Source organism: Micromonospora sp. LOL_023 (assembly GCF_048060115.1).
Lineage (GTDB): Bacteria > Actinomycetota > Actinomycetes > Mycobacteriales > Micromonosporaceae > Micromonospora_E.
In genome coordinates this window covers 88,415-100,377 of sequence record NZ_JBHMIM010000001.1, presented here as the reverse complement: position 1 = coordinate 100,377, position 11,963 = coordinate 88,415, and the positions used below count along the sequence as shown (strand labels likewise).

Below are 11,963 nucleotides of genomic sequence, written 5' to 3'. Positions count from 1 at the left end.
CAGCATCGACCCGGGCGGTCACCCGGCCGGGGGACCTTGGCGGCACAGGCGGGAGGCATCATGCAGCGGTGGCGGGGAGTCGAGGCGGCCGGTGGCGGTTGGGGCCGCGCGGTGGTCACCATCGGCGTGTTCGACGGCATCCACCGGGGGCACCAGGCGATCATCGGCCATGCGGTCAAACGCGCCCGTGATCTCGGGATCCAGTCGGTGGTGGTGACCTTCGACCCGCACCCGGCCGAGGTGGTGCGGCCCGGCAGCCACCCCACGGTGCTCACCGGTCCGGCCCGCAAGGCCGAACTGATCGAGTCCCTCGGCGTCGACGTGCTCTGCGTACTGCCGTTCACGATGGAGTTCTCCCGGCTGACCGCCGAGCAGTTCGCCCACGACCTGCTGGTGCAGCACCTGCACGCCGCACTGGTCGTGGTGGGGGAGAACTTCCGGTTCGGCCACCGGGCCACCGGTGACGTGGCGCTGCTCGAGCGACTCGGCCGGACCTTCGGGTTCGCCGTCGAGGGTGCCGAGCTGGTGGCCGACAGTGGGACGGTCTTCTCCTCGACGTACATCCGGGCCTGTATCGACGCGGGTGACGTCACGGCCGCAGCCGCCGCGCTCGGCCGCCCGCACCGGCTCGAAGGGGTGGTGGTCCGCGGCGACCGCCGGGGCCGGGAGATCGGCTTCCCCACCGCGAACCTGCTCACCGCGCGGCACGTGGCGGTGCCGGCCGACGGCATCTACGCGGCCCGGCTGGTCCGCGCCGACGGCCCGGTCCGCCCGGACGGCCTCAGCGGGGGAGGGCCGGGGCTGCCGGCCGCCGCCTCCATCGGGACCAACCCGACGTTCGCCGGCCGGGACCGCCGGGTCGAGGCCTTCATCCTCGACTTCGATCGGGACATCTACGGCGAGCAGGTGGCGATCGACTTCGTCGCCCGGCTGCGGGAGACCCGCCGGTACGAGGGCGTCGACCCGTTGGTCGCCCAGATGAACGAAGACGTCGCCCAGGTACGGACGGTTCTCGGCGCCTGAGACCGGAGCGCCTGCCGTCCGGTGCCCGGGGCCGGCCGTGCGGTACCCCAACGACGCACCGTGGCCTTGCGATCCCCGCCGGCGACCTGCTGGTAGCCTGAACCCAGCGTCGGAACACCGACGGTTCGTCTCGCGTGCCTGCACGACGCCGCGGGTGCGAGGCGAGGGACAGCCCGCACAGATCAGGGAGAACATGGCGCTCGATCAGGAAGCCAAGCGCAAGATCCGCGAAGACTACGCCACCGGCGAGGCGGACACCGGTTCGCCGGAGGTCCAGGTCGCGGTGCTCACCAAGCGGATCGCCGACCTCACCGGGCACCTCAAGGTGCACAAGCACGACCACCACAGCCGTCGTGGTCTGCTGCTGCTGGTCGGCCGGCGCCGCCGGCTGCTCAACTACCTGCAGAAGATGGACATCAACCGCTACCGGTCGCTGATCGAGCGACTCGGCCTGCGGCGGTGACGTAGCGGCGCGGCGGCGGGCCAGTTGTCCCCGTCGCGCCGCACCACCACCCGACACTCCGGGCCACCACGACCCACCCGTCGAAGGGAGCCGGTCAACGTACCGGTCCTCGGTAGTGGCCCCCGGGCCAGCCGGCACCGCCGGCTCCCCCGGGCGCTTCGATCGAAGACCGGCCAGTTGAGCAGCTCCCCGAGGTCGTGGCCCACGACGCGTAAAGGAGCGCGACATTCCCATGACCGAGCAGAACACTCTCGGCACCCAACGCAGCACCGCCGTGATCGACAACGGGGCCTTCGGCACCCGTGAGATCACCTTTTCCGCTGGTCGGCTGGCCCGTCAGGCCGCCGGTTCGGTGATCGCCCAGCTGGGCGACACCGTGGTGCTCTCCGCGACCACGGCGAGCAAGCAGCCCCGTGAGCACCTGGACTTCTTCCCGCTCACCGTCGACGTCGAGGAGCGGATGTACGCCGCGGGCCGGATCCCCGGCTCGTTCTTCCGCCGGGAGGGCCGGCCCAGCGAGGAGGCGATCCTCACCTGCCGGCTGACCGACCGGCCGCTGCGCCCGACCTTCGCCAAGGGCCTGCGCAACGAGGTCCAGGTGGTCGCCACCATTCTGGCGCTGGACCCGGCCCACCCCTACGACGTGATCGCGATCAACGCGGCGTCGATGTCCACCAAGCTCTCCGGACTGCCGTTCTCCGGGCCGATCGGGGCGACCCGGATCGCCCACGTCGAGGGCCAGTGGGTTGCCTTCCCGACCCTGGAGGAGCTGGCCCGCGCCACCTTCGACATGGTCGTCGCCGGTCGGGCCCTGCCCGACGGTGACGTCGCGATCATGATGGTCGAGGCCGAAGCCACCCCACACGCGGTCGGACTGATCGCCGGCGGGGCCACCGCGCCCACCGAGGACGTCGTGGCCAGTGGACTGGAGGCGGCCAAGCCCGCCATCCGGGAACTGTGCCGGGCGCAGAGCGAGCTGGCCGACGTGGCCGCGAAGCCGATCGCCGACTTCCCGGTGTTCCTGGACTACGGCGACGACGTGTACGACGCGGTCGCCGCCGCCGGTAGCGACGAGATCGCCGAAGCGCTGAAGATCGCCTCCAAGGCGGAGCGTGAGGACGCCCTCGACCGGATCAAGGAGAAGGTCGTCGGCGGGCTCGCCGAGCGTTTCGACGGCCGCGAGAAGGAGGTCGGTGCCGCGTTCCGGTCGCTGACCAAGTCCGAGGTACGGGCCCGCGTCCTGCGCGACCAGGTGCGTATCGACGGTCGCGGACCGCGCGACATCCGTCCGCTGACCGCCGAGATCGGGGTGCTGCCCCGGGTGCACGGTTCGGCGCTGTTCGAGCGCGGCGAGACGCAGATCCTCGGCGTCAGCACGCTGAACATGCTCCGGTTGGAGCAGACGCTGGACACCCTGTCCCCGGAGAAGTCCAAGCGGTACATGCACAACTACAACTTCCCGCCGTACTCCACCGGTGAGACCGGCCGGGTCGGGTCGCCGAAGCGGCGCGAGATCGGCCACGGCGCGCTCGCCGAGCGGGCCCTGGTGCCGGTGCTGCCGTCGCGCGAGGAGTTCCCGTACGCGATTCGCCAGGTCTCCGAGGCGCTGGGCTCCAACGGCTCGACGAGCATGGGCTCGGTCTGCGCCTCCACCCTGGCGCTGCTCTCGGCCGGCGTGCCGCTGAAGGCCCCGGTCGCCGGGATCGCGATGGGTCTGATCTCCGACGAGGTCGACGGGCAGACCCGCTACGTCACGCTGACCGACATCCTCGGCGCTGAGGACGCCTTCGGCGACATGGACTTCAAGGTCGCCGGTACGCCGGAGTTCATCACCGCGCTGCAGCTGGACACCAAGCTCGACGGCATCCCGTCCGACGTGCTCGTCGGCGCCCTGCAGCAGGCCCGTGAGGCCCGGCTGACCATCCTGGAGGTCATGCGCCAGGCGATCGAGGGACCGGCCGCGATGAGCGAGCACGCCCCTCGGGTCACCACGGTGAAGATCCCGGTCGACAAGATCGGCATGGTGATCGGCCCGAAGGGCCAGACCATCAACGCCATCCAGGACGAGACCGGCGCGGACATCTCCATCGAGGACGACGGCACCATCTACGTCGGTGCCACCAACGGGCCGGCAGCCGAGGCCGCCGTCGAGCGGATCAACGCGATCGCCAACCCGACCCTGCCGAAGCTCGGCGACAAGTTCCTCGGGACGGTGGTCAAGACCGCCGCGTTCGGCGCGTTCATCTCGCTGCTGCCCGGCCGCGACGGCCTGCTGCACATCTCCAAGGTGGGCGACGGCAAGCGGGTCGAGCGGGTGGAGGACCACCTCAACGTCGGCGACAAGGTCGAGGTGTCCATTGCGGACATCGACGCCCGGGGCAAGATCTACCTGGACAAGGTCCGTCCCGAAGGCGCGGAGGTGCCGGCGGCGGAAGGCGCCGACGGCGGCGACCGGCCCGGTGGTCGCGACCGTGGCGACCGGGGGCCGCGCGACCGTGGCGACCGGGAACAGGGCGACCGTGGCCCCAGCCGGGGCGACGGTGACGGCGGCGATCAACGCCGACGCCGTAACCGGCACAGCTGACGCCGGCCGACATGACCTGGACCGAACCGGTCACCGGCCGGGGCAGGTCCCGGCCGGTGACCCGGACACTCACCGCCGACCCGTTGGGCGGCACGGTACGCCGTACCGTGCTGCCCAACGGGCTGCGGGTGATCACCGAAGCGATCCCGGCGATGCGCAGCGTCTCGTTCGGCGTGTGGGTCGGCGTCGGCTCCCGCGACGAGACACCTGCGCGTTCCGGGGCGTCGCACTTCCTGGAGCATCTGCTGTTCAAGGGCACCCAGCGGCGTACCGCCTGGGAGATCTCGGCGGCGATCGAAGCGGTCGGCGGCGAGACCAACGCCTTCACCGCGAAGGAGTACACCTGCTACTACGCCCGGGTGCTCGACGAGGACCTGCCGCTGGCCATCGACGTCGTCTGTGACCTGGTCGCCAACTCGGTGATCGATCCGGCCGACGTGGAAACCGAACGTGGCGTGATCCTCGAAGAGATCGCCATGCACGACGACGAGCCCGATGACGAGGTCCACGACCTGCACGCCGAAGCGGTCTTCGGGCCGCATCCACTCGGTCGGTTGATCTCCGGCACGGAAGAGACCATCTCGGCGTTGACCCGCCGGCAGATCAACGACTTCTACCGGCGCCGCTACACCCCGGGTGCGATGGTCATCGCCGCCGCCGGGAACCTGGACCACCGTACGGTGGTCCGCCAGGTGCGGGCCGCGCTGCGCAGCAGCCCGCTGGATCCGGAGAATCCCGGCAGGCCGGAGCCGCCGCGCCCGGCGACCCCGGCGGTGCGTGCCCGTCCGCCCCGGGTGATCCTGCGGCACAAGGAGACCGAGCAGGCCCACCTGGTGCTCGGCGGGGCCGGGATCGCCCGCGGCGACGACCGGCGGTTCGCGCTCGGGGTGCTCAACAACGTCCTCGGCGGCGGGATGTCCAGCCGACTGTTCCAGGAGATCCGGGAGCGACGCGGGCTGGCGTACTCGGTCTACTCCTACGCCAGCCAGTACGCCGACGGCGGCACGTTCGCCGTGTACGCCGGCTGCGCGCCGAGCAAGGTCGACGAGGTGCTGGCGTTGGTCCGCACCGAGTTGGCGGCGGTCGCCGAGTACGGCGTCAGCCCGGACGAGCTGGCCCGGGGCAAGGGCATGAGCCGTGGCGGCTACGTACTGGGCCTGGAGGACACCGGATCCCGGATGGGTCGACTGGCAAAGGGCGAGCTGCTCTACGGCGAACAGCTGCCGGTGGACCAACTGCTCGCCCAGGTCGCCGAGGTGACCGTCGAACAGGTCGGCGCGGTCGCCGCCGAACTGCTCACCCGGCCCATGTCGCTCGCCGTGATCGGCCCGGTGGAGTCCGCGTCCCTGTCGGGATGAGGCGTGTAGGCCGCCGGCCCGGGTGCGGTAGGTTGTGCCGGTGAGTGAAGATCGTGCGATCCGGGTCGGGGTGCTCGGAGCCCGTGGCCGGATGGGCGTGGAGGTCTGCCGGGCGGTCGACGCGGCGGATGATCTCGACCTCGTCGCCTCGGTCGACCAGGGCGACTGGCTCTCCAACGCCGCCGACGCCGCCGCCGAGGTGGTCGTCGACTTCACCAACCCCGACGTCGTGCTGGACAACCTGCACTGGTGCATCGACCAGGGGATCAACGTCGTCGTCGGGACCAGCGGCTTCTCCGACCAGCGGCTGGAACAGGTCCGCTCCTGGCTGTCGCAGCAGCCGCAGGTCGGCGTGGTCATCGCCCCCAACTTCGGCCTCGGCGCGGTGCTGATGATGCAGTTCGCGGCGAAGGCCGCCCGGTACTTCGAGTCGGTCGAGATCATCGAACAGCACCATCCGGCCAAGGTCGACGCGCCCAGCGGCACCGCCGGGCACACCGCGCGGGTGGTCGCGCGGGCGCGCGCCGACGCCGGGCTCGGGGCGATGCCGGACGCGACCACCGACGAGCTGCCGGGTGCGCGGGGCGCGGACCTCGACGGCATCCGGGTGCACTCGGTACGGGCGAGCGGTCTGGTCGCCCACCAGGAGGTGCTGTTCGGCACGGCCGGCGAGACGCTGACGATCCGGCACGACTCCTACGACCGGGCGTCGTTCATGCCCGGCGTGCTGCTCGCCGTACGGGCGGTCACCCGGCGGCCCGGTCTCACGGTGGGCCTGGACAGCCTGCTCGACTGAGCCGCAGCCGTTACTCGTCGGCGGCTGGCGGGATCGCCACATGCAGCCGCAGCTGTGGGACGAGCATGTCGGCCACGTCCAACGCCCGGGTCGCCCCGTCCGGCGCCCAGCCGGCGGAACCGAGGAACTTCCGGGTCGCCGGATCCTGGTCGTACGCCCAGGCGAGCGCGGTGTCGAAGCCGTCGGTACGCCACAGGTCGACCGCGGCGGCGAGTAGCCGGCTGCCGTGCCCCCGCCGACCCCAGCGCGGCTCGACCAGCAGATCGGTGACGGCGGCGACCCCACCGCCGAGCGCCTCGGCCGGCTCCTCGGCGGCGAGGGCCTGCTCGTCGGCCGGACCGGAGGCGGTGAAGCCCACCAGATAGGATTGCTCGGCCTGCTCGACGGCGACCAGCACCCGGTGCTGCGGCGACGGTGGGCTGGTGATCGCGGCGTCCCAGTGCTGCGCCAGCCAGTCCTCGTCCAACTCGTCGAGCACCTGCCGGGGCAGCAACCGCCGGTAGGCGACCCGCCAGGTGGTCAACTGGATGCGGGCGATGTCGCCAGCGTCGCCCGAGCGGGCAGGACGGACATATCCGAGCGCCATGACTGGTCAGCGTACGGACAGGGGGGCGGCGATGCCGCAGCGGGCCGCCAGGGGCACCGGCCGGCAGGTGGCGATCGTCGTCGCGCTCGCGGTCGTCGTCGCCGGCTTTCTCGCCTTCGCCGCCGAACGGCACGGCTTCTTCGACCTCAAGGTCTACTACGGCGCGATGCACCACTGGCTGCGCGACGGCGGCGAACTCTACGACCACATGAAGCCGTTCAGCCAGTACGGGTTCACCTACCCGCCGTTCGCCGCGTTCCTGATGTCGCCGATGGCGTTGCTGCCCTGGCATCTGGCGATCGTCGTCAGCGTGACGCTCACCGTGGTGACCAGCGCGCTGGTGCTGTGGTGGCTGGTCGACCCGATCGCCCGCCGGGAGGGTTGGACCCGGTGGTTCGCGTTCGCCGTCGCCATTTGTCTGGTCGCCGCGTACGAGCCGATGCGGGAGACGGTCAACTTCGGTCAGGTCAACATGCTGCTGCTGTTCCTGGTCGCGGCGGACCTGTTCTGGCTGGTGGCGGCGGGATCACCGGTGCCACGGCGTTGGCGTCGGTTCGCCGGCGTCGGCGTCGGACTGGCGACCGCGATCAAGCTGACCCCCGGCATCTTCATCGTCTATCTGCTGGTGACCCGACGGTGGCGGGCGGCGATCACCGCGTCCGCCACCGCCGCGGTGGCGACGCTGGTCGCGGCCGCGATCGCGCCGGACGCCGCCCGGGAGTACTGGACGCAGGCGTTGTGGAACACCGACCGGGTCGGCGCGTTGGACTTCGTCTCCAACCAGTCGCTGCGGGGGATCGTCGCCCGGATCGACCCGCTGCATCCGAGTACGGTCGCCTGGCTGGTATTGGTGCTGGTCACCCTGTTCTGGTGGGCGTGGCGCTGCCGCACGGCCGTCGCCGCTGGTGACGAGGTGACCGGCTTCGCGTTGACCGGGGTGGTCGGCTGCCTGGTCAGCCCGGTCACCTGGGTGCATCACCTGGTGTGGCTGATCCCGGCGCTGATCCTGCTGGTGGACAACGCGTTGGCGGCACCGGCCCGGTCCCGGCGGCGCCGGGCGCTGCTGGGCTTCGCCACGGTCGGCTATCTGGTGCTGGTCAGCCGGCTGGTGTGGATCTGGCGCAACCAGGACGCCGCGAACCTGGTCGGCTTCCTCGGCAGCAACGCGTACGTCTGGGTCAGCATCGGACTGCTGCTGTTCCTGCCGGTGCGCCGGTTGGCCGAGGACGGGACCTGGCCGCCGGCGGCCAGGTCGTCAGCCGGCCAGGGCGAGAATCCGGTCGCCGACAATGCGGGCCAGGTAGCGCACCTCGTCGAGGGCGACCGGGGTCTGTCCCGGTGACCTGGGCACCTGGTAGACGCTGCGTTCCCCGTCGGGCCGCAGCCCGGCCGACTCGTAGAACCGCCGGGCCCGGTGGTTGCCGTCGAGCACCCACAGGCGCATCGTGCGCCGGCCCTGCCCGGTGAGCTCGGCGATCGAGGCGGTCAGCAGGGCGCGGCCGATGCCGTGGCCCCAGTGGGCCGGGTCGACGTACATGCTGACGATTTCGCCGTACGCCGGATCGAGGTGGTCGCGGTCCTGGTCGATCCGGTACGGGCCGACGGTGCTGAATCCGACGATCTGCCCGCCCTCGGTGGCGACCAGGGTGCGGAACGGGTGTTCCGGGTCGGCGGTGCCGACATCGCGGCGGCGCTGCGCCCAAGCGGCGACGTTGAGCCGGTCGAGGACGTCGGCGGGGACGAGGCCCAGGTAGCCGGCCTGCCACGCCCGGACGTGTACACCGGCGATGGCCTCGGCATCCTCCGGAGTCTCCTGCCTGACTTCTGGCATATGTTGCTTTCTATCCTGATTCGTCGCCGAGGTCCAGCAGCGCTGCGCGGTGTCGCCGAAAGGCCGTTCAGCTTGGTCTTCCTACCGCAGCAGCAGGCGAACCACGGCGATGGCCAGGAAGACGACGATGAACGAGAGGTCGATGGCGACACCGCCGAGGCGCAGCGGCGGCAACACCCGACGGACGGGGGCCAGGACCGGTTCGGTCAGCTTGTGCAGCACGGTGGTCGCCCGGGACCGGAACGAGTCGTGCGAGCTCGGCCCAGCCGCCACCGCCGTCCAGTCGAGGATCGCGCGGGCGATGAGGATCAGCTGAAAGGCGAGCAGCAGCAGACTGACCAGGGCGAGCAGGGGACCCATGGGCGCAAACCTCCAGAAGAACCGGTGAACGTTCCACTATGCCTGGCGACCTTGTGTGGTCGCTGTGATTCATCGCAGGGCGAACGGATTCAGACCCGCACATCGAGTGGGGCGCGGTCCACCATGATCAGTTGACGTGATTGCGGCCGACACGCCGGTGAAGGCCCGGTTGTGCGTCAACTGATCTTCGAACGTGGCGGCGGGACGACACCGACACCCGGTCAACGGTGTCGTACGGGGGCGGTAGCTTGCGTGGCGATGCCCGTACCAGACAGTCTCTCGCTCGCCCAGGCCCGCCGGATCGCGCTGGCCGCCCAGGGCTTCGCCGATCCGGCGCCGACCGGCGTGCCGACCCGCCGGCACCTGCGTCGGGTGCTGGACCGGGTCGGTCTGATCCAGATCGACTCGGTCAACGTCCTGCAACGCGCCCACTACCTGCCGCTGTACAGCCGGCTCGGCCCGTACCCGACCGAGCTGCTGGACCGGGCCGCCGGCCGCGCCCCCCGGGAGCTGTTCGAGTACTGGGGTCACGAGGCGTCGCTGATCCCGGTCGACCTGCAGCCGGCGCTGCGCTGGCGGATGGAGCGCGCGCACCGCGACGCCTGGGGCGGCATCCGTCGGATCGTCGTCGAGCAGCCCGACCTGGTCGACTGGGTACGCGCCGAGGTGCGTGCGCGCGGCCCGGTCACCGCCGCCGAGATCGAGCAGGACACGGTCCGCCCGACCGGCAACTGGGGTTGGAACTGGTCGGCGGTGAAGACCGCCCTGGAGTACCTGTTCTGGGCCGGCGAGATCACCTCCGCCGGGCGCAACGGTTCCTTCGCCCGCCGCTACGACGTGCCGGAGCGGGTCCTGCCACCCCGGGTGATGGCCGCGCCGACGCCCACCGAGGCACAGGCACACCGGCAGCTGGTCGAGATCGCCGCCGCCAGCCTCGGGGTGGCCGCCGAGCCGGAGCTGCGCGACTACTTCCGGCTCTCGGCGGCCGCCGTCCGGCCGGTCCTCGCCGACCTGGTCGCCGACGGCGTCCTGCGCCCGGTGCGGGTCGAGGGCTGGCGGCAGCCGGCATACCTGCACCACCGTGCCCGGCTGCCCCGCTGGGTGCGGGCCCGGACGCTGGTCAGCCCGTTCGACCCGCTGGTCTGGGAGCGGGCCCGCACCGAACGGCTGTTCGGGCTGCGCTACCGCATCGAGATCTACGTGCCGGCCGCGCAGCGGGTGCACGGCTACTACGTACTGCCGTTTCTCGACGGCGATCAGCTGACCGCGCTGGTCGACCTCAAGGCGGACCGGGCCGCCGGGGTGCTCCGGGTGCCCGCCGTCTGGGCCGTGCCGGCTGCCACGACGGACCCCGATCAGACCGCGGCGGCCCTGGCCGGCGAGCTGGCCCGGCTGGCCGGCTGGCTCGGCCTGGCTGCGGTCGTGCCACCAGTCACCGGTGACCTCGCCGGACCGCTCACCCGAGCCTTGGCCGCCGCCGGTGCGCCTGGTGCGGCCGGTGTACCGTGGGATTTCCCGGCCGAGGAGAGGGCGTGACGATGGCGGGTCAGGACGGCTCAGCGGTGAGTCAGGCCGCCGTGGACGATCCGGCGCCGCAGATGCAGCCTGGCGACCATGCGCACCCGGTCGACCATGCGTACCCGACCGGTTACGCGTACCAGCCGCAGCCGCAGCCGGATCGGCTGACCCGCCTGGTCAACCGGCTCTGGGCGCGGTCGCCGCGCTGGCTGGCCCCGCTGGCGGTGCTCGGCTGCATCGGCGCGGCCGCCGGCTACACGGTGATCACCGATCCGACCAACAGCGCCGCCGACGCGACGTCGACCTGCCTGATGAAGCTGACCACCGGGCTGGACTGCCCGGGTTGTGGTGGCACCCGGGCGGTCTGGTATCTACTCAACGCCGACCTCGGGGCGGCCGCCCGCCACCACATGCTGCTGGTGTTCGCGATCCCGTTCCTGTTCTACGTCTACGTCGCCTGGGCGGGTCAGCACATGCGGGCCTGGCGGTTGCCACAGCTGCAGCTCACACCCAGAGTCGTCGGCTGGTTCCTCGGTGCCTGGCTGGCGTTCTCGGTGCTGCGTAACCTGCCGTGGCCGCCGTTCACCTGGTTCTACGTCTGAGCTGGCGAGACGGGCTGGGCCGGCGGTCCGGCGATGTCCGTGTTGGCGCTGATGCTGGCGGGCAACTAGAGTCCGAGAAATGCCGGAAATCGTGTCGCCGCAGGTCACGCTGATCGCCTGGACCCATTTCGAGCCGCCCGCCGACGTCGACTGGTCCACCGACACCGACGGTGGCCAGGCACTGGCGGAGTTCGCCGGCCGAGCCTGCTACCAGTCGTGGCGCAAGCCAAACCCGGCGACCGCCACCAATGCCGGCTACCTGCGGCACATCCTGGACAGCGGTCACCTGTCGGTGCTGGAGCACGGCAGCGTCACCTTCTATCTGACCGGGATCTCCCGCTCGTTGACCCACGAGCTGATCCGGCACCGGCACTTCTCCTACTCCCAGCTGTCCCAGCGGTACGTGCCCGAGCGCGACGCCGCGATGGTCGAGCCGTCGGTCATCGCCGACGATCCGGAACTGCACCAGCAGTTCGTCGCCGCCGCCGAGGCGAGCGTGCGGGCCTACACCGAGCTGCTGGAAGGGCTCGAAAAGCGCTTCGCCGACGTGGAGAATCCGACGCTGCGTCGCAAACAGGCCCGACAGGCGGCCCGTGCGGTGCTGCCGAACGCCACCGAGACCCGGATCGTGGTCACCGGCAACTACCGGGCCTGGCGGCACTTCATCGGGATGCGGGCGACCGAACACGCCGATGTGGAGATCCGGGAGCTCGCGGTGGAGTGCCTGCGGCAGCTGCAGCGGGTCGCGCCGAGCGTGTTCGCCGACTTCGAGATCAGCGAACTGCCGGACGGTTCCGAGGTGGCCGCGAGCCCGTACACCCGACAAGGAGAGTAGATCTCAC

Annotated in this window: 12 protein-coding genes; 9 read left to right on the top strand and 3 right to left on the bottom strand. The window is 71.3% G+C overall.

The annotated features are described in order from the left end of the window. Nucleotides 1-60: 60 nt before the first annotated feature. From ACFHVL_RS00450 to dapB, 5 genes are all read left to right on the top strand, one after another. Nucleotides 61-1,023, top strand: a complete 963-nt coding sequence (locus ACFHVL_RS00450; protein ID WP_416624512.1) for a bifunctional riboflavin kinase/FAD synthetase — start codon at nt 61-63, stop codon at nt 1,021-1,023. Nucleotides 1,024-1,216: 193 nt separating this feature from the next. Continuing rightward, nucleotides 1,217-1,486 (top strand): 30S ribosomal protein S15, encoded by a 270-nt coding sequence (rpsO, locus tag ACFHVL_RS00445; protein WP_326554809.1) that lies wholly within the window; start codon nt 1,217-1,219, stop codon nt 1,484-1,486. A gap of 232 nt (nt 1,487-1,718) precedes the next feature. Continuing rightward, nucleotides 1,719-4,070 carry a polyribonucleotide nucleotidyltransferase gene (locus ACFHVL_RS00440; protein WP_416624510.1) on the top strand — a complete coding sequence of 784 codons (2,352 nt, stop codon included), beginning with the start codon at nt 1,719-1,721 and terminating at the stop codon, nt 4,068-4,070. A gap of 11 nt (nt 4,071-4,081) precedes the next feature. Further along, nucleotides 4,082-5,428 carry a M16 family metallopeptidase gene (locus tag ACFHVL_RS00435; protein WP_416624509.1) on the top strand — a complete coding sequence of 449 codons (1,347 nt, stop codon included), beginning with the start codon at nt 4,082-4,084 and terminating at the stop codon, nt 5,426-5,428. A gap of 40 nt (nt 5,429-5,468) precedes the next feature. Continuing rightward, a complete protein-coding gene (dapB, locus tag ACFHVL_RS00430; RefSeq protein ID WP_416624507.1) occupies nt 5,469-6,224 on the top strand; it encodes a 4-hydroxy-tetrahydrodipicolinate reductase in 756 nt (251 codons plus the stop codon). A 10-nt stretch (nt 6,225-6,234) separates the two neighbouring features. On the opposite strand, the gene ACFHVL_RS00425 is transcribed toward dapB, so the two are convergent. Then, the gene (locus ACFHVL_RS00425; RefSeq protein WP_416624506.1) at nt 6,235-6,810 is read right to left on the bottom strand and encodes a GNAT family N-acetyltransferase; all 576 of its coding nucleotides are present in this window, start codon (nt 6,808-6,810) and stop codon (nt 6,235-6,237) included. Nucleotides 6,811-6,841: 31 nt separating this feature from the next. Between ACFHVL_RS00425 and ACFHVL_RS00420 the strand changes: the two genes are divergently transcribed. After that, a complete protein-coding gene (locus ACFHVL_RS00420; protein ID WP_416624504.1) occupies nt 6,842-8,152 on the top strand; it encodes a glycosyltransferase 87 family protein in 1,311 nt (436 codons plus the stop codon). On the opposite strand, the gene ACFHVL_RS00415 is transcribed toward ACFHVL_RS00420, so the two are convergent. Beyond that, entirely contained in the window at nt 8,066-8,641 is a 576-nt protein-coding gene (locus tag ACFHVL_RS00415) for a GNAT family N-acetyltransferase (RefSeq protein ID WP_416624503.1), read from the bottom strand. The two genes, ACFHVL_RS00420 and ACFHVL_RS00415, sit on opposite strands and share 87 nt — an antisense overlap. Nucleotides 8,642-8,722: 81 nt before the next feature. Further along, nucleotides 8,723-9,001 (bottom strand): YggT family protein, encoded by a 279-nt coding sequence (locus ACFHVL_RS00410; protein WP_416624501.1) that lies wholly within the window; start codon nt 8,999-9,001, stop codon nt 8,723-8,725. 258 nt (nt 9,002-9,259) lie between these two features. On the opposite strand from ACFHVL_RS00410, the gene ACFHVL_RS00405 reads away from it, so the two are divergent. The 3 genes from ACFHVL_RS00405 (at nt 9,260) to thyX (ending at nt 11,956) form a co-directional block, all read left to right on the top strand. Next, nucleotides 9,260-10,537 (top strand): winged helix-turn-helix domain-containing protein, encoded by a 1,278-nt coding sequence (locus ACFHVL_RS00405; protein ID WP_416624500.1) that lies wholly within the window; start codon nt 9,260-9,262, stop codon nt 10,535-10,537. A 2-nt stretch (nt 10,538-10,539) separates the two neighbouring features. Beyond that, entirely contained in the window at nt 10,540-11,121 is a 582-nt protein-coding gene (locus ACFHVL_RS00400) for a DUF2752 domain-containing protein (RefSeq protein ID WP_416624705.1), read from the top strand. A gap of 79 nt (nt 11,122-11,200) precedes the next feature. Further along, complete coding sequence (gene thyX, locus ACFHVL_RS00395) at nt 11,201-11,956, top strand: FAD-dependent thymidylate synthase (protein WP_416624498.1); 756 nt, start codon at nt 11,201-11,203, stop codon at nt 11,954-11,956. Nucleotides 11,957-11,963 lie beyond the last annotated feature (7 nt).

Bases quoted from the DNA above. Each gene is read 5' to 3' on its own strand.
- ACFHVL_RS00415 (WP_416624503.1), bottom strand. From the start codon at position 8,641: ATGCCAGAAGTCAGGCAGGAGACTCCGGAGGATGCCGAGGCCATCGCC.
- ACFHVL_RS00425 (WP_416624506.1), bottom strand. From the start codon at position 6,810: ATGGCGCTCGGATATGTCCGTCCTGCCCGCTCGGGCGACGCTGGCGAC.
- ACFHVL_RS00440 (WP_416624510.1), top strand. From the start codon at position 1,719: ATGACCGAGCAGAACACTCTCGGCACCCAACGCAGCACCGCCGTGATC.
- ACFHVL_RS00450 (WP_416624512.1), top strand. From the start codon at position 61: ATGCAGCGGTGGCGGGGAGTCGAGGCGGCCGGTGGCGGTTGGGGCCGC.
- ACFHVL_RS00405 (WP_416624500.1), top strand. From the start codon at position 9,260: ATGCCCGTACCAGACAGTCTCTCGCTCGCCCAGGCCCGCCGGATCGCG.
- ACFHVL_RS00435 (WP_416624509.1), top strand. From the start codon at position 4,082: ATGACCTGGACCGAACCGGTCACCGGCCGGGGCAGGTCCCGGCCGGTG.
- ACFHVL_RS00420 (WP_416624504.1), top strand. From the start codon at position 6,842: ATGCCGCAGCGGGCCGCCAGGGGCACCGGCCGGCAGGTGGCGATCGTC.
- rpsO (WP_326554809.1), top strand. From the start codon at position 1,217: ATGGCGCTCGATCAGGAAGCCAAGCGCAAGATCCGCGAAGACTACGCC.
- ACFHVL_RS00410 (WP_416624501.1), bottom strand. From the start codon at position 9,001: ATGGGTCCCCTGCTCGCCCTGGTCAGTCTGCTGCTGCTCGCCTTTCAG.
- ACFHVL_RS00400 (WP_416624705.1), top strand. From the start codon at position 10,540: ATGGCGGGTCAGGACGGCTCAGCGGTGAGTCAGGCCGCCGTGGACGAT.
- thyX (WP_416624498.1), top strand. From the start codon at position 11,201: ATGCCGGAAATCGTGTCGCCGCAGGTCACGCTGATCGCCTGGACCCAT.